This window comes from Pseudaquabacterium pictum (assembly GCF_005403045.1).
GTDB lineage: Bacteria > Pseudomonadota > Gammaproteobacteria > Burkholderiales > Burkholderiaceae_C > Pseudaquabacterium > Pseudaquabacterium pictum.
In genome coordinates, this window is the sequence record NZ_BJCL01000004.1 from 60,153 (window position 1) to 76,006 (window position 15,854).

Sequence of the window (15,854 nt, forward strand, 5' to 3'; positions counted from 1 at the left end):
CATGCCGCAGTACCGCGCCCGCTGGCTGGAGCCGGCCACCACCACCGCGGCCGCCCGCCTGCGCCAGGCCACGGTGCAGGCCGCCGGCCCGCAGGCGGTGGCCGCAGTGCTGGGTGTGGCACCGCCGCAGCTGCTGTCGGTGCAGCCGGTGGCGCCGGCCTGGGGCTGGGCCGTACGCTGGCGGCAACGGCCGCTGGGACTGCAGTTGTTCAGCCAGGAGCTGGCAGTGCTGCTGCAGGCCGGCATCCCGCTGCTGGAAGCGCTGCAGACCCTGCGCGAAAAGGACGACGGCAGCGCCGGCAGCAGCCCGCTGGATGCGGTGATCGCCGCGCTGCGCGACGGCCAGCCAGTGTCGGCCGCGCTGGCGCAATCGCCCGACTGCTTCGATGCGCTGTTCATCGCCCTGGTGGCCGCCAGCGAGCGCAGCGGCCAGCTGGCCACCACGCTGCGTGACCATGCCGCCTACCTGGGCTGGGTGCAGGCGCTGGCCGGCCAGCTGCGCGCTGCCCTGGTGTACCCGCTGCTGCTGCTGGGCGCCGGCGGCGCGGTGATCCTGTTCCTGCTGCTGTATGTGCTGCCGCGCTTTGCCGGCGTGTTCGACGGCCTGGGACGCGACTTGCCGCTGGCCTCGCGGTGGCTGATCGACCTGGGCGTGCTGGCTGCGGCCCACCCCGGCGCGGCCGTGGCGCTGGCCCTGGCCGGCCCGGTGCTGGCCGGGCTGGGCAGCCGTTGGCCGGCCTTGCGCCAGGCGGTGCAGCGCGGGCTGTGGCGCAGCCCCGGCCTCGGCCCGCGGCTGCGCCTGGTGGCCCTGGCCCGGCTGTACCGCGCGCTGGGCCTCACCCTGGCCGCCGGCCTGCCGGCGCCGGCCGCGCTGCAGCTGGTGGCCGGCGTGCTGCCGCAGCCGCTGCAGCCGGCGCTGCAGCAGGTGCTGCAGCAGGTGCGCAGCGGCCTGCGCCTGTCGGCCAGCCTGCAGGGGCAGGGCCTGGCCACGCCGGTGGCCTGGCGCATGCTGCGGGTGGGCGAAAGCAGCGGCGAGGTGCCGGCCATGCTGGCCCAGGCCGCCGCGTTCCACGATGGCGAGATCGCCCGCTTCTCCGAGCTGGTCACCCGCCTGGTCAACCCGCTGCTGATGCTGGTGATGGGCGTGGTGATCGGCGGCATCGTGGTGCTGATGTACCTGCCGATCTTCACGCTGATGGAGCAGGTGCAGTGACGCCGCTGCAGCGCTTCGACCACGCACGCTGGCCGCAGGCCCAGGCGGTGCGCCACCGCGCCCTGGTGGCGCTGCAGGCCGACGGCGCAGCCCGCCTGCTGGCCGACCGGCCCCTCGACCCGCTGCTGCTGCAGCTGGCCGAGGCCCGCCTGGCCGCGCCGCTGCAATGGCAGCAGGTGGATGCGGCCACGCTCGACGGCTGGCTGGCACAGGGCGAGGCCCAGGGCCGTGCGCTGGATGCATTGGGCAGCGAAGCGGCCACGGTGGCCGCAGGCCCATCGGCCAACGACAGCGGCACCCAGGAGCTGAGCCTGGCCGGCCTGGGCGCCGAGACCAGCCCGGCGGTGCGCCTGCTGGACGCGGTGCTGTTCGACGCCCTGCAGGACGGTGCCAGCGACATCCACATCGAAAGCCAGCCCCGTGGCGCCCAGCTGCGCCTGCGCCACGACGGCGTGATGCAGCCGCTGCGCAGCATCGACAGCGCCGCGCTGGCCGAGCAGATGGTGTCGCGGCTGAAGGTGATGGCCGAGCTCGACATCGGCGAGCGCCGCCTGCCGCAGGACGGCCGCTTCAAGCTGCGGGTGCAGGGGCGCGAGGTGGACTTCCGCCTGTCCATCATGCCCAGCGTGTTCGGCGAGGACGCGGTGGTGCGGGTGCTCGACCGCAGCCACCTGGCGCCGGGCGGCCAGGCGCTGACGTTGCAGTCACTGGGCTTCGCGCCCGCGCTGCGCGCATCGGTGCTGGCGCTGGCCCGCGCGCCGCACGGCATGCTGCTGGTCACCGGCCCCACCGGCAGCGGCAAGACCACCACGCTGTACGCCGCCATCACCGAGGTGCACACCGGCCGCGAGAAGGTCATCACCATCGAGGACCCGGTGGAGTACCAGCTGGCCGGCGTGGTGCAGATCCCCGTCAACGACCGCAAGGGCCTGGGCTTTGCCCGCGGCCTGCGCTCCATCCTGCGGCACGACCCCGACCGGGTGATGGTCGGCGAGATCCGCGACACCGAGACCGCGCAGATCGCGGTGCAGGCGGCGTTGACCGGGCACCTGGTCTTCAGCACCGTGCATGCCAACAGCGCCTTTGATGTGATCGGCCGCTTCATGCACATGGGGCTGGACCTGTACAACGTGGTCTCGGCGCTGAATGCGGTGCTGGCCCAGCGCCTGCTGCGCCAGGTGTGCGGCCAGTGTGCCGAGCCGGTGGCTGCCAGCGCCAGCGAACAGGCCGTGCTGGGCAGCGACGATGGGGCCCCGCTGCAGCTGCGCCGCGGCCGCGGCTGCGCCCACTGCCACGGCAGCGGCTACCGCGGCCGCCAGGCCGTGGCCGAACTGCTGCGCCTGGACGACGGCCTGCGCGACCTGATCGCCGGCCGCGCACCGCTGTCCGACATCAAGCAGGCCGCCCGGGCGCGTGGCCTGCAGACCCTGCGCGCCGCCGCGCTGGCCGCGGTGCGCCAGGGCCACACCACGCTGGAGGAGGTGGACCGTGTGGTCGGCAGCGACTGAGCGCCCCGCCTGGGCCCGCCGTCTGGCACCGCCGCATGCGCTGTGGCTGGGCGCCGATGGCCTGTGGGACCACGGCCCCCAACCCGGCTGGCGCGCCCGCGCCATGGCACCGCAGCGCCATGCCGGCTTCGGCGCCTGGTGCCAGGCCCACCCGGGCCGGGCCTGCCAGCTGGCGCTGTCGGGCTGGCTGCTGCATGAGCTGCTGCTCGATGCCCAGCTGCCGCTGGCCGACGACGCCGCCCGCCTGGCCTATGCCCGCGGCCTGCTGCAGCACTACCACGGCGAGGCCGCGGCCCATTGGCCGCTGGCGGCCTGGCAGGCCGGTGGCCGCCACGGCATCAGCGCCCTGCATGGCGTTGCGCTGGATGCCCTGCAGGCCAGCGCCCGCCGGGCCGGCGTGGCGCTGCGGCGGGCCTGCCCGGCCTGGAGCCTGGCCCTGCCGCTGGTGCAGCAGCACCAGCCGGCGCTGGCCAGCGCGGCCAATGCCCGGCTGCTGGTGGTCGACGGCACGCTGGTCACCCAGATCGACCTGGCCGGCGGCCGCCTGCAGCAGCTGCTGCAGCGGCGCCTGGCCAGCAACCAGCCGGCCGCGCTGGCGGCCCTGGTTGCAGGCTTGCCGCCGGTGGACTGCAGCCTGGCCGTGGGCCATGGCCTGGCCGCGCCCTGGCCGGCGGGCCTGGCCGACCTGCCGGCGCTGGGCAACCTGGCAGGCGACGTGCCGCCGGCACCCTGGCTGGCAGCCACCCCGCATCGGATGGCGGCATGACTGCAGCACGCTGGCCCCGGCCCGACTTCCTTCGCCCGGCCGCCCGCGCCGGACGCCTGGCCTGGGCCTGGTGCGCCACCGGCCTGCTGGTGCTGGCGGCAGCCGGCCTGGAGGGCCAGACCGCCTGGGCCGAGCGGCAGCAGGCACTGCAGCGCCAGGCGCGCGCCGCACAGCAGCCCGCAGCCTCCGCCCGTGGCCCGGCCAGTGGCGATGCCACCCGGCGGAGCGCCGAGGCCACCCAGCGCGCCGCCGAAGCCGCCCGCTGGGCCGCCGGGCTGGCCCAGCCATGGCCCGCGGTGTGGGCCGCCAGCGAGACGGCCCCGGCCAGCGTGCAGTGGCTGCAGCTGGCCCATGGCCCGGGTGGCGGCCTGCGCCTGTCCGGTCTGGCCAGCGACCCAGCCGCCGCCCAGGCCGCGGCGCAGGCCCTGCATCAGCAGGCGCCGTGGCAGGGCGTGACACTGGCCAGCATCGAGCGCCTGCCGGAGGGCCAGCGCTTCGAGCTGGTGGCACGCTTGGCGGGCGACACCCGGAGGCCGGCGCCATGACTGCGTGGCGCACGCACCTGCCGGTACTGACCGGCAGCGCCGCCCTGCTGCTGGCCGCCTGGCTGGCGGTGGTGGCCACGCCGCGCTGGCGGGCCGAGGCCACGCAGGCCATGCAGACGCAGCGCCAGGCAGTGCGTGCGACGGCTGGCGCACCACCACCGGCCGATGCCCGGCTGGTGCAGGCGCTGCCCAGGTCAGACGCCAGCGCCGCCCGCATCCAGGCGCTGGTGGCCGCCGCCCAGGCCCACGGCATCCGGCTCGACAACCTGCGCCAGAGCCCACCGCTGCGCCTGGGCCAGGGCGCCGGCCAGCTGGCCGCCGAGCGGGTGCCGCTGCAGCTGAGCGGCCATGCCAGCTACAGCGCCTGGCGGCAGTTCGTCGCCGACGCACTGCAGCAGGATGACGCCCTGCTGCTGGACGACCTGCGCCTGCACCGCAGCGGCCCCACCGAGCCGCTGCTGGCCGGCACGCTGCAATGGGCCCTGCTGCAGCAGTTGCCCGGCGCCGCTGCGGCGCCCACCGCCGCTCCCCTGCCCACCCGCCCGGCCGACTGGCCCGCTGCCCCGGCCACCGCGCTGGCCGCCTGGCAGCCGCCCGCGGCCAAGCCGGTGCTGACCGCCGCAGCCCCGCAGGCCGCCGCACCCAGCGCGCCGCCGGCACCGCCCTTCCCCTACCGCTGGATCGGCCAGCTCGACGATGGCGGCCCGCCCCAAGCGCTGCTGGCCAGCGCCCAGCGCAGCGTGGCCGTTCGCCTGGGCGACACGCTGGACGGCCGCTGGCGGCTGCTGCGCGGCGCCGATGGCCGGCTGCTGGCCCAGGCCCTGCCCGACGGCACCCCGCTCCCGGTGCCTGGCGCGCCGGCTGCTGCCCTGCCCTGAAACCGCCTCCGCGCCCCTGACACGTGACGACCCGAGCATTCGCCTTCCCACCCGCCAGCCCAGCCGTGCGCTGTGCAGCCGCCCTGCTGCTGGCCGCCGCCCTGGTCGGCTGCGCCAGCACGCCGGTGGACGATGCCGAGCGCCAGGCGCGCAGCCAGCGCGCCGAGGCCGCCCTGACCGCCCGCTTGGCTGCGCTGGACGCGCTGCATGCCCAGTCCCGCGCCAACCTGCAGCGCCAGGCCGAGGAGGCGCAGGCCCGTGCTGCCGCCGCCGCAGCGGCCACCACACCACCGCCACCCCCGCTGCCTGCCGCGCTGTCGGCCGCCTTCCAGAAGCCGGTGGGGCTGGAGTTCCGCGAAGCCACGCTGCGCCAGGTGTTCGAATCCCTGGCGCGCAGCAGCGGCGTCAACTTCGTCTTCGACAAGGACGTGCGTGGCGACGCCAAGGTCACCGTGTTCCTGCGCCAGGTGTCGCTGGACGAGGCGCTGCGGGTGATCCTGGCCACCCAGCAGCTCGACCGCAAGCTGCTCAACGACAGCACGGTGCTGGTCTACCCCAACACCACCGCCAAGCAGCGTGAGCACCAGGAGCTGGTGACCCGCACCCTGTACCTGGCCAATGCCGATGTGCGGCAGGTGCTGACCCTGGTGCGCACCATGGCCAAGACCCGCGACCTGCATGCCGACGAGCGGCTGAACCTGCTGGTGGTGCGCGACACGCCCGAGGTGGTGCGCCAGGTGGAACGCCTGGTGGCCACGTTGGATCTGCCCGAGCCCGAGGTGATGCTGGCGGTGGAGGTGATGGAGGTGGCCAGCAGCCGGCTCGACCAGCTGGGGCTGAACTGGCCCAGCACGGTGCAGTACGGCATCACCAACGCCACGGGCCAGATCGAGCTGGGCCAGCGCGGCAGCTTCACAGCCAGCATCGCCAACCCGGCGCTGCTGGCCACGCTGCGCGGCGACAGCGGCAGCACCAATTTGCTGGCCAACCCCAGCATCCGCGCCCGCAACCGCGAGAAGGCCAAGGTGCAGATCGGCGACAAGCTGCCGGTGTTCACCACCACCTCCACCGCCAACGTGGGCGTGTCCACCTCGGTCAGCTACCTGGACGTGGGGCTGAAGCTGGAGGTCGAACCCACCGTGCAGCTCGATGGCGACGTCACCATCAAGGTGGCGCTGGAGGTGAGCAACCTGCTGCGTGAGGTGAGCGGCCCGGCGGGTGCGCTGGCCTACCAGGTGGGCACGCGCAGCAGCAGCACCACGCTGCGGCTGAAGGACGGCGAGACCCAGGTGCTGGCTGGCCTGATCAACGACGAGGACCGCCAGCGTGCCGTGGGCGTGCCAGGCCTGAGTGCGGCCCCGGTGGTGGGCAAGCTGTTTGGCACCCAGAGCGACACCCGCAACAAGACCGAGGTGGTGATGCTGATCACCCCGCGCATCCTGCGCCAGGTGACACCACTGCCCGTGGCGCTGGCCACCACCGGCTCGGGCACCGACAGCCAGCCGGGCGCGCAGCCGCTGCGCCTGGGCAGCAGCGGCGCGGCGCGTGTGGCGGCCGGCAGCGGTGGGCGCGGCGCCACGCCGCGGCAGACCGAGCCGTCCGACAGCGATGCCGTGGCCGCCACCGCCGCCGCCGGCCCGCGCCTGCTCTTGTCGGCCGCCAGCCAGGCGCGGGTGGGCGAGACGGTGGCCGTCACGCTGCGCAACGACAGCCCGCTGCAGGCCGGCGGCACCCTGGTGTTCGACCCCGCCAGCCTGCAGCCGGCCTCCGGCGGCAGCGATGCCGGCAGCGGCCGCGTGGCCTTCTCGCTGACGCCGCGCGGCGAGCTGGTGGCGGTGTTCCGGGTGCTGGCGCCGGCCGCCGGCCAGCAGCTGGCGGTGCAGTTGGGCGGGCTGCGCGCCAGCACCGCCGATGGCGCCACCGCCAGCCTGGCTGTCGAGGGCACGGTGCAGATCGACGTGCCTGCGGCCGACCAGCCACGCAGCGGAACCGCACCATGACCAGCCGGGCCAACCGGCGGGGCTTCACGCTGATCGAGATGGTGGTGGTGCTGGGCATCGTCGCCATCCTGGCGGCCACCGCGCTGCCGCTGCAGGAGCTGGCGCTGCGGCGCAGCCAGGAGCAGGCCCTGCGCGAGGCCCTGCGCAGCCTGCGCGGCGCGCTGGACGCCCACCGCCTGGCGGTGGAGGCCAAGCGCATCGCCCCGGGGCCCGACGGCTCGCCCTGGCCGGCCAGCCTGCAGGTGCTGGTGCAGGGCGTGCCGCTGCTCGATGGCGACGGCCAGCCACAGACCAACGGAAGCCGGCTGTACCTGCTGCGCCAGCTGCCGCGCGACCCGTTCGCCGATGCCGCGCTGCCGGCCGCCGACACCTGGGCGCTGCGTGCCAGCGACACCCCGCCCGACGCGCCGGCACCCGGCCGCGATGTCTTCGACGTGCGCTCGCGCAGCAAGCGCAGCGCCCTGGATGGCAGCCGCTATGCGCAGTGGTGAGCACGCCCGCGGCTTCACGCTGATCGAGCTGATCGTGGTGATGGCTATCGTCGCGCTGCTGGTGTCCATCGCCGCACCGCGCTACCTGCAGAGCCTGGACCGCGCCCGCGAGGCCAGCCTGCGCAGCAGCCTGCAGGTGCTGCGCCATGCCATCGACCAGTTCGCCGCCGACCGCGGCCGCTACCCCGACAGCCTGGACGAGCTGGTGCAGGCGCGCTACCTGCGCGCCCTGCCCGAGGAGCCGATCAGCGGCCAGCGCGACCGCTGGGTGACGCTGAGCCCGGCACCCGACAGCACCGTGCCGGGCCAGGTGTGGGATGTGCGCAGCGGCGCCGCCGGCCGCGCCCGCGACGGGAGCCTCTATGCCGATTGGTGAGCGTCCAGGCCGCAGTGCCCAGCGCGGCTTCACCTACCTGCTGCTGCTGTTCATCGTGGCAGCCAGCGGGGTGGCCGCGGCCACGCTGGGCACCCGCTGGCAGACCCAGGCCCAGCGCGAGCGCGAGGCCGAGCTGCTGTTCCGCGGCCTGCAGATCCGCCAGGCCCTGCAGCAGTACCACGACCAGAGCCCCGACGGCCAGCCCCGGCGCCCGCAACAGCTGCAGGACCTGCTGGTCGACGCGCGCGGCGGGCCGGTGCGCCACCCGCTGCGCCAGCTCTATGCCGACCCCTTCACCGGCCAGGCCGACTGGGTGCTGCTGCGCGATGCCGACGGCGGCATCGTCGGCCTGCACAGCCGCGCCAGCGTGCCGTTGCTGCGCCGCCAGGGCCTGCCCCCCGGCGTGGAGGGCGGCAGCACGGCCACCACGGTCGACCAGTGGCAGTTCCTGGCCGGCCCGGCCAGCGCCCCTGCCCTCACCCAACCAGCCGATGCCCAGGCCGCGGCTTCCGCCGGCGGCACGCCACCATGACCCCCTCCCCCGACCACCTGCCCCTGCCGCGGCCGCAACCGGTGCCGCTGCTGCTGTCCACCGACCAGGCCCAGAGCCTGGTGCGGCTGATGGAGGCCGCGCCCGCGGTGCACCGCCGCTACCAGTTCTTCGTCTGGGCCCAGAGCCATGTGCAGCCGCTGGTGCCGCACCAGCTGCTGGTCTGCGGCCACTACCAGCGCCAGCGCCGCGGCGTGGTGTTCGACACCTTCCACAGCGTGGTGCTGTCAGGCGCGTTGCTGGCGGCGCTGAACGATGCCGAGGGTGCGCTGATGCGCGCCATCAGCCAGGCCTGGGTGGACGGCCGCGGCCACCCGCTGCGCCTGGCGCTGGCCGGGCTGCCGGCCGCGGCCCGGCCGGCCGCCGAGCTGATGGCCCGCGAGCTGGGCACCGCCGGCCTGCTGGTGCACGGCGTGGCGCGGCCGCAGCGGCCGGCCGACATCGAGAGCCTGTTCATCTTCGGCACCACCGGCAGCCCGCCCGCTGCCGCCGACACCCGGCTGCAGGCCTGCCTGGACCTGCTGCTGCCGCAACTGCACCGCACCTGGCAGCGGGTGGTGGGCACCGAGAGCGATCTGCTGCGCCCCGGCCTGCCGTCCGCCGAACGCCCGCCCGCCACCCGCCCGGCCGAGCTGCCTGCGCGCAGCGCGGTCACGCCGCGCGAGTGCCAGATCCTGGCCTGGGTGCGCGAGGGCAAGAGCAACCAGCAGATTGCCGACGCGCTGGCCATCAGCCCGCTGACCGTCAAGAACCATGTGCAGAAGATCCTGCGCAAGCTGCAGGCCAGCAACCGCGCCCAGGCCGTGGCCATTGCCATGGACCTGGGCCTGCTGGGTGATGCCGGCAGCCGCGGCATCGCCTGACCCGCGGCACCCCCCAACCCCTTCAACCAACCGCCCGCCTGCCGGAGCCTCGCCATGCCCGCCTTCCACACCCCGTCCATTCGCCGCCCCGCCGGCGCGCTGCTGTCCACCCTGGCCCTGTTGACCCTGGCCGCCTGCGGCGGTGGCGGTGGTGGCGGCGGCGATGCCGAGCCCGTGCCCGTGCCCGAGCAGCCACCAGCCGGCATCCCCGACAGTGCCACTGCGCAGTTCACCAGCAGCGCCGATGCCGCCGCGGCACTGGCGCGCGATGTGGAGCAGCGCACCCGCGACCTGCAGCTGGGCAGCGGCCTGGCCCATGCCACCGCGCCGCAGGCGCCGTCGGCGGTGGGCGGGCCGGTGGCCGTCAGGTTGCGGATCGTGCCGGACGGCATGAAGCGCCCGTTGGCGGTGGAAGACCTCAGCGCCGAACTGTGCAGCCAGGGCACCGCCAGTGTCGACGTGCCCGACGCGCTGCTGCAGCGCTTCGCCAACGACCCCAACGCCACGCTGCGCACCGGCGACAGCCTGTCCTTCAGCGCCAACGCCTGCGTGGTGCGCGGTGCGGTGGAGCTGGGCGACGATGTGGCGCTGGGCAACTTCGGCGTCGGCGACACCGTCAGCGGCAGCTTCCGGCTGGACGTGGAGGCACGCGATGCCAACCAGGAACTGCTGCGCCTGACCTACACCGCCTTCCGCTGGCAGCCGGCCGGCCAGGCCGCCTACGACCCGCTGGACGCGGTGGTGCGCTTCGGCACCCAGGGCGGGCAGCAGGTGTTCGCGCTGGACCTGGCCGGTCGCCGCTTCCTGGATGCGCCGCAGGTGGTGGCCCAGGTCGACGGCAGCCGCATCGCCAACGGCCGCCTGCGCAGCGCGCTGCCGGCAGCCGCCGGCAGCGGCTACGGCGACTACCGCTTCACCGGCTGGCGCTACCTGCCGGGTAGCAGCCGGGCCAGCGCGGGCACGGTGGTGGTGACGGGCGGTGGCGTGCAGCAGGCCACCGTCACGCCCACGGCCGGCGGCTACCAGGTGCAGATCACCACCGCGGCAGGCACGCAAGCCTATGCCATTAGCCGCTGACACCCGCACCCCCGGGTTTGCAGGGGTGCCGTTCAGCGCAGGGATGGTCCGAACAGCACATGGCCGCATGTTTCCAGACCATTGCTGGTGTCATGCACGCTTGCCAAACTTCCGGCAGTGCAAAGGCTAGTGGAGGGTTCTGGGGTGCAACGCCCCGGGCTCCGGGGTGCGCCCCGATCCGCCGGCGCTGCGCGTCTTCACCGGCCGGCCGCCCCGCGCGGCCCGGCCGGTGGCAACCACAGCACCGATCCATCCCAGATCTCAGGAGTGACCCAACCATGAAACTGATCCAGAAGACCCTCGTTGCCGCTGCGGTGGCACTGTCGGCACCGGCGTTCGCGGGCATCGCGCCCACCGGCACCGGCAACGGCGAACTGTTCCTGGTCCTGTTCAACCCCACCGCCGAGGTGTCGCTGACCAAGGACCTGGGCATCGGCATCAACGACTTCCGCGCCTTGGACTTCAACGCGGCGATGGCGCCCGCTGGCAGCAGCAAGACCTGGGCGATCGAGGCGGGCAACGCCGAAGTGGCCAAGTTCCTGGCCAAGGCCGGCGCCTCGAGCGACTGGCGCTGGTATGTGCAGGCCGGCGACTCGGTGGGCCCGCAGAACGTCTTCGGCGGCCGCGGCCTGCTGACGACGCTGACCGACGGCGTCGATGCGGCGACGATCGGGACGATGAAGAACAACTCGTTCACCGCAAACTTCGGTCCGATCAACAGCTTCCTGTCGGCCACCAACGTCAACGGCGACACCGAAGGCGACAGCCACGAGCTGCATGGCTACAGCTTCGGCGACAAGACCAACGGCGGCTATGCGCTGACCGAGGGCTTCGCCGGCATCAACGGCGGCTCGTTCGCGCCCTACACCAACGACAACGCCTTCGGCACCAGCTCGGCGGTCTACTACGTCAGCCGCGACGTGTCGAGCAACCTGGCCAACGCCAAGTACGACCAGTTCGACAGCCAGCACGGCCCCAGCACCTTCAGCGTGGCAGCCGCCTCGGGTGGCGACTACGTGGTGAGCTTCACCACCGCCGTGCCCGAGCCCGGCACCTACGCACTGATGCTGGCCGGCCTGGCCGCCGTGGGCCTGCTGGCCCGCCGCCGCGCCTGAGCGGCACCGCCACCCCTCCCTGACCCCATCGCCGACCCACCCGCCGCAGGCGGGCAGGGCGGCGCCATGCCCGAAGGACACACCATGCAAATCCGTCTGATCGCCGCCGCCGTCCTGTTGGTCGCCGGCCAAGCGCACGCCCTGACCCCCACCGAAGTCGCCGCCGCCTCCACCATCAAGGTGTATGCATCGGGCGCCTCGGCCATCCGCAACATCGTCGGCCAGATCTTCCTGCAGAACTGCGCCTCCAACCTCGACATCTACTACAGCGACCGTGCAGCCGGCGGCAACTTCACCGCCGACGGTGCCAATGGCGACTCGCACCGCGTCTACACCTGCACGCTGAAGGCCGAGGCCAACCTCGAGACCGACCTGAAGGGCAAGGGCCTGGGCGGCCGCAACGTGGCCTTCTTCAAGCGCGATGCCGGTGGCTCGGCCCAGGGCGTGTTCCCGGTCGCCGTGCCGTCGAACTCGGCCAACCTGGCCGTCAACGGCACCTCGTGCGTGGCCACCGGCAATGCCGCCGCCTTCAACGCGGCCACCGGCGTCACCACGCCGTCGTTCCTGTGCAAGAACAGCGAGACGGTGCGCGCCCCCGAGCTGGGCTTTTCCGACGTCGAGCCGGCGTTCTTCAAGGGCCTGAATGCGTTGTCGGGCTTCAGCAGCGCCGGCCTGACGCCGGCCCAGGCCAGCGGCCTGACCGTGGTGCCCACCTTCCTGACCATCATGGGCGTGGGCGTCAGCAATGCGCTGTACACCGCGCTGCAGGACGCCCAGGGCACCACCGGCGTGCCGACCGTGCCGCGCAGCGTCATCGGCTCGCTGACCCGCGGTGAGCTGGCCGACCCGGCTGGCGGCCTCGGCTGGCAGGCGCTGGGCGTGGCCGATGCGGAGAAGCAGGTCAACATCTGCCGCCGGGCTGCCGGCTCGGGCACGCAGGCTGCCGCCAACCTGCTGTTCAGCAACTTCCCCTGCAGCCGCGACGCCCAGGCCGCGCCGTCCGTCAACGCCGACTCCGAGTACCCCAACACGCTGACCCCGGCGAGCTGGAACGATGGCGCCTTCTTCGTCTACGAAGCCAGCTCGGCCGGCAACGTGGCCAACTGCCTGTCCAACGCCAATGACGCCGGCGGCTATGCCATCGGCCACCTGTCGCTGGAGAACGCACCCACCGCCAAGTGGAAGCATGTGGCCCTGGACGGCGTCGAGCCCACCCGCGCCAACATGACCGCCGGCAAGTACGACTACGCGGTGGAATCGACCGCCCAGTACCGCACTGCGCTGATCACCGCGCTGAACGCCGGCAGCGCCGACGACAAGGCCAAGGCCGGCTTCATCACCGGCTTCGCCAAGGCCGTGGGTCGCCCGGTGAACATGGACAAGCTGGCCACCGCCACCAAGGCCGGCCTGGCTGCCCTGCCCGGCGCCGGCATCTACAACGACCCGGCCGATCCGATCGCTGCTGCCTTCGTGTCGCGTGTCGGCCGCACCAACGGCAACAACTGCACGCCGCTGGCCGTGGTGCAGTGACCGGGGCCTGACTGCCCCGCCACCGCAGGGTGCCGCACCGTCGGCAGCCTGCGTTCCCGTGGCCCCGGCATGCCGGGGCCACCTTGATGTTCCTTCGCCACCGGTCCCTGCCGTGAACAAGCGCTCCCTCCCTCTTCTGCTGGTGCTGATCGCAAGCCTGGTGTCCGCACACCATGCGCAAGCCACGCTGCGCCGACCGAACCTGGCGACCCTGAGCAACGGCGACAGCACGGACGGCACACGCTCGGAGCTGTGGTTCAGCGTGCTCGATCCGGTGGGCGAGATGTCCTACACCCTGGACCTGGGCGTGACCATGACCATGGTGCGCCAGGCCAATGCGGATGCCGGCTCGGCCAGCACGCTGGCGCCGGCCGGCAGCAACATCGCCGCCACCTTCCAATCGGCCAGCGACGCGACACGGGACCACGCCTTCTGGATCATCGATCCCGGCAAGGACACGGCCTGGTCCCAGTTCGCCGCTGCGGCGAGCCTGTCGAACAGCGCCTGGGCGGTGATGGGCAGCGACTCCATCGGCTCGGCTGCCACCGTCGGCGGCCGCGGCATGCTGCTGACCATCGGCCAGGGCGGTGAGGCCGCCTACCGCAACCTGACCAACGGCGGCCTGAACGGGCTGTTCGCGCAGGTCAACCAGTTCGTCGGCGTCGGTGTCAACAACCGGCCCAGCCATGCAGTGGAGAGCGATGTGACTGGCGACCTCGAATCGTCGATCGCGGTCAACGGCTCCAGCTTCGACACCAAGGCCAGCCACCCGGATGCCTACTTCGCCCAGGTGGTGGAAACCTTCGCCGGCCTGGGCGTGCCCGCCATCACCAACCCCATCGGCCAATCGGCCTGGTTCTACGACATCACCCGCAGCGGCAGCAGCAACCTGGCGCTGGCCACCGTCAATGAATTCGACAACCTCGGTGGCGATGCCTACTGGGGCTTCACCGCCGAGGCCGGCAACACCGGCCGCTACCTGCTGAGCTTCACCACACAGCGCTTCGTGTCGACGGCCGAGGCCCGCACCGCGCTCACCTTCGAGAACAGCTTCGCCCGCCTGGCCGGTGTGCTGAGCGTGGCCAACGCCGTGGGCCAGAGCGACGAGGTCATCGGCCTGACCGACGGCTTCCTGCGCCGGCTGGTCAGCCGCCAGGCCGCCCGCAGCCAGCTCGATGGGCCGACCGACAAGACGCTGCAGCTGGTGCAGGGCCTGCAGGCGCCGGTGACCCCGGTGCCCGAGCCCGCCGGCTGGGTGCTGATGGGCCTGGGCCTGGCCGGCCTCGGCCTGTGGTCACGCCGCCGCGCCCGCTGACACCGCGCCACCGTCCCGCCATGCGCCGCACCGCCTGCCTGGTGGCGCTGCTGTTCGCCGTCCTGGCGCCGGCAGCGCCTGCCGCCGATGCACCTGCCCGCCCCGCCACGTCTGCCGAGCCGGCCTTCGACGTGCTGGAGTTCGAGGTGCATGGCAACACCGTGCTGCCGGTCCTGGCGATCGAGCAGGCGGTCAGCCCGCACCTGGGGCAGCAGCGCGGCATGGCCGCGGTGGAGGCCGCCCGCGCCGCACTCGACAAGGCCTACCAGCAGGCCGGCTTCCTCAGCGTGGTGGTCGACATCCCCGAGCAGCGGGTGGACCAGGGCGTGGTGGTGCTGCGGGTGGTCGAAGGCAGCGTGGCCCAGCTGCGGGTGACCGGCGCGCGCCACTTCTCGCAGGGCTGGATCCGCGACAAGGTGCCTGCCCTGGCCCCCGGCTCGGTGCCCGATTTCAACGCCGTGCAGACCCAGCTGGCCGCGCTGAACCGCAGCGCCGAGCGCCGGGTGCAGCCGCTCTTGAGCGCCGGCGCCGTGCCCGGCACGCTCAATGCCGAGCTGCGGGTGGAAGACAGCCTGCCGCTGGCCGCCAGCCTGACGCTGCACAACCGCCATGCCGCCAACACCGTGCCCTGGCGCCTGGCCGCCAGCCTGCGCTACGACAACCTGTTCCAACGCGAACACAGCCTGTCGCTGACCGCCATCACCGCGCCCGAGGCGCCCCGCCAGACCCGGGTGCTGGTGCTGAACTACGCCGTGCCCACCGACGACGGCGGCCGCTGGACGGTGCAGCTGGTCGATTCCGACAGCCTGACCGAGCCGCTGGGCAGCAGCGTGATCGGCCAGGGCAGCACCCTGGGTGTGAAGCGCAGCTGGCCGCTGCCGGGCGCGGGCGACTTCAGCCACGGCCTGACCCTGGGTCTGGACCTCAAGCGGGTGCAGCAGCGCATCGTCGCCGGCAGCGATGTGCTGGCCTCGCCGCTGCGCTACCTGCCGCTGTCGGCCGCGTGGTCGGGCGTGCTGGCCGGCGCCGACCACAGCACCCAGTTCGACCTGACGCTGACCCTGGCCAACCGGGCGGTGCTGCGCCGCACCGTGCGCTGCGCCGGCCAGGCCGAAGACCAGTTCGCCTGCGCCCAGCGCGATGCCGACGGCAGCTTCATGACCCTGCGCGCCGACCTGCGCCATGACCGCGCCCTGGGCGCCGGCGGCTGGCGCCTGGCCGGCCGGCTGGCGCTGCAGCAGGCCACCGGCGCCCTGGTCAGCGGCGAGCAGTTCGCCCTGGGCGGCGCCGACACGGTGCGCGGCCACCTGGAATCGGCCACCGCCGGCGACCAGGCCTGGCTGGCCTCGCTGACGCTGCGCACCCCCAACCAGGCGCCGCGCCTGGGCCTGGCCACCAACGCCGAGCTGGTGTTCTCGGCCTTTGCCGATGCCGGCGGCACCACGCTGCTGGCGCCAGCCATCGGCCAGGCCGGCCACCGCCAGCTGGCCGGCGCCGGGCTGGGCATGGCCGTGCGGCTGGGCGGCCAGCTCGACGGCAACCTCGACCTGGCGTGGCCGCTGCACCGCAGCGGCAACAGCCTGGGTGACCCCCGGCTGCATGCGCAGCTGCAGTGGAAGTTCTGACC

At 73.7% G+C, this 15,854-nt stretch carries 15 protein-coding genes; all 15 read left to right on the forward strand.

What is annotated here, in order from left to right; genetic code table 11:
- The first annotated feature begins 1 nt into the window (after position 1).
- The 15 genes from FFT10_RS09895 (at position 2) to FFT10_RS09965 (ending at position 15,852) form a co-directional block, all read left to right on the forward strand.
- Complete coding sequence (locus FFT10_RS09895; RefSeq protein WP_137732655.1) at positions 2-1,213, forward strand: type II secretion system F family protein; 1,212 nt, start codon at positions 2-4, stop codon at positions 1,211-1,213.
- Positions 1,210-2,721: a GspE/PulE family protein gene (locus FFT10_RS09900; RefSeq protein ID WP_137732656.1), complete on the forward strand. Its 1,512-nt coding sequence runs from the start codon at positions 1,210-1,212 to the stop codon at positions 2,719-2,721. The genes FFT10_RS09895 and FFT10_RS09900 overlap by 4 nt, the downstream gene beginning before the upstream one ends.
- Positions 2,702-3,487 carry a hypothetical protein gene (locus tag FFT10_RS09905; RefSeq protein WP_137732657.1) on the forward strand — a complete coding sequence of 262 codons (786 nt, stop codon included), beginning with the start codon at positions 2,702-2,704 and terminating at the stop codon, positions 3,485-3,487. The genes FFT10_RS09900 and FFT10_RS09905 overlap by 20 nt, the downstream gene beginning before the upstream one ends.
- Complete coding sequence (locus FFT10_RS09910) at positions 3,484-4,032, forward strand: hypothetical protein (RefSeq protein WP_137732658.1); 549 nt, start codon at positions 3,484-3,486, stop codon at positions 4,030-4,032. Before FFT10_RS09905 ends, FFT10_RS09910 begins: the two co-directional genes overlap by 4 nt.
- Positions 4,029-4,910, forward strand: a complete 882-nt coding sequence (locus FFT10_RS09915; protein WP_137732659.1) for a GspMb/PilO family protein — start codon at positions 4,029-4,031, stop codon at positions 4,908-4,910. The genes FFT10_RS09910 and FFT10_RS09915 overlap by 4 nt, the downstream gene beginning before the upstream one ends.
- A gap of 65 nt (positions 4,911-4,975) precedes the next feature.
- Positions 4,976-6,910 carry a secretin GspD/PilQ domain-containing protein gene (locus FFT10_RS09920; RefSeq protein ID WP_162520739.1) on the forward strand — a complete coding sequence of 645 codons (1,935 nt, stop codon included), beginning with the start codon at positions 4,976-4,978 and terminating at the stop codon, positions 6,908-6,910.
- A complete protein-coding gene (locus tag FFT10_RS09925; protein WP_137732661.1) occupies positions 6,907-7,401 on the forward strand; it encodes a type II secretion system protein in 495 nt (164 codons plus the stop codon). The genes FFT10_RS09920 and FFT10_RS09925 overlap by 4 nt, the downstream gene beginning before the upstream one ends.
- Positions 7,388-7,777, forward strand: coding sequence for a type II secretion system protein (locus FFT10_RS09930; RefSeq protein WP_228027045.1), 390 nt, complete (start codon positions 7,388-7,390; stop codon positions 7,775-7,777). The genes FFT10_RS09925 and FFT10_RS09930 overlap by 14 nt, the downstream gene beginning before the upstream one ends.
- Complete coding sequence (locus FFT10_RS09935; protein WP_137732663.1) at positions 7,764-8,309, forward strand: type II secretion system protein; 546 nt, start codon at positions 7,764-7,766, stop codon at positions 8,307-8,309. Before FFT10_RS09930 ends, FFT10_RS09935 begins: the two co-directional genes overlap by 14 nt.
- Positions 8,306-9,190 carry a LuxR C-terminal-related transcriptional regulator gene (locus FFT10_RS09940; RefSeq protein WP_137732664.1) on the forward strand — a complete coding sequence of 295 codons (885 nt, stop codon included), beginning with the start codon at positions 8,306-8,308 and terminating at the stop codon, positions 9,188-9,190. Before FFT10_RS09935 ends, FFT10_RS09940 begins: the two co-directional genes overlap by 4 nt.
- 54 nt (positions 9,191-9,244) lie before the next feature.
- Entirely contained in the window at positions 9,245-10,267 is a 1,023-nt protein-coding gene (locus FFT10_RS09945; RefSeq protein WP_137732665.1) for a hypothetical protein, read from the forward strand.
- 278 nt (positions 10,268-10,545) lie between these two features.
- A complete protein-coding gene (locus FFT10_RS09950; protein ID WP_162520740.1) occupies positions 10,546-11,382 on the forward strand; it encodes a PEP-CTERM sorting domain-containing protein in 837 nt (278 codons plus the stop codon).
- Positions 11,383-11,466: 84 nt separating this feature from the next.
- Positions 11,467-12,912 (forward strand): hypothetical protein, encoded by a 1,446-nt coding sequence (locus FFT10_RS09955; protein WP_137732667.1) that lies wholly within the window; start codon positions 11,467-11,469, stop codon positions 12,910-12,912.
- A 112-nt stretch (positions 12,913-13,024) separates the two neighbouring features.
- Complete coding sequence (locus tag FFT10_RS09960) at positions 13,025-14,227, forward strand: PEP-CTERM sorting domain-containing protein (protein WP_137732668.1); 1,203 nt, start codon at positions 13,025-13,027, stop codon at positions 14,225-14,227.
- Between the two features lie 20 nt (positions 14,228-14,247).
- On the forward strand, positions 14,248-15,852 hold the full coding sequence (locus tag FFT10_RS09965) for a ShlB/FhaC/HecB family hemolysin secretion/activation protein (protein ID WP_137732669.1): 1,605 nt from the start codon (positions 14,248-14,250) through the stop codon (positions 15,850-15,852).
- Positions 15,853-15,854: the final 2 nt, after the last annotated feature.